This is a genomic window from Salmonella sp. SAL4457 (assembly GCF_046548235.1).
In the GTDB taxonomy this organism is placed as follows: domain Bacteria; phylum Pseudomonadota; class Gammaproteobacteria; order Enterobacterales; family Enterobacteriaceae; genus Salmonella; species Salmonella enterica.
This window is the reverse complement of sequence record NZ_JBGDZO010000867.1, coordinates 1-255: the sequence shown is the minus strand read 5'-3', so window position 1 is coordinate 255 and position 255 is coordinate 1. Positions and strand designations below refer to the sequence as shown.

1 protein-coding gene is annotated in these 255 nt (G+C 65.9%); it reads left to right on the top strand.

Translation table 11 applies throughout. The features are described 5' to 3' along the window. Positions 1-255: HopJ type III effector protein (locus ACLJNW_RS26660; protein WP_410961575.1), on the top strand; the 255-nt coding region annotated here is incomplete at both ends.

Sequence of the window (255 nt, the reverse complement as noted above, 5' to 3'; positions counted from 1 at the left end):
AACACCACCTGTTCACCGACACCCTGGCGTTCATCGCCGAGCACTACAGCTACACGCCGAGCGCCTTCGACAACGGCAGCGTTTGCAACCCGGCCGGGCAGAACGAAGGTTCCTGCAAGACCCTGGGCTTCGCCATCCTCGAGGGCCTCAGCCTCGAGGAAACCCTGCTGGCCTTCGGCGAGCACTACCGTGCGGTGCGCGACAACCCGGAAGGCGACGACCACGCCAACATCCGCGCCCTGCAACAGACCGGCC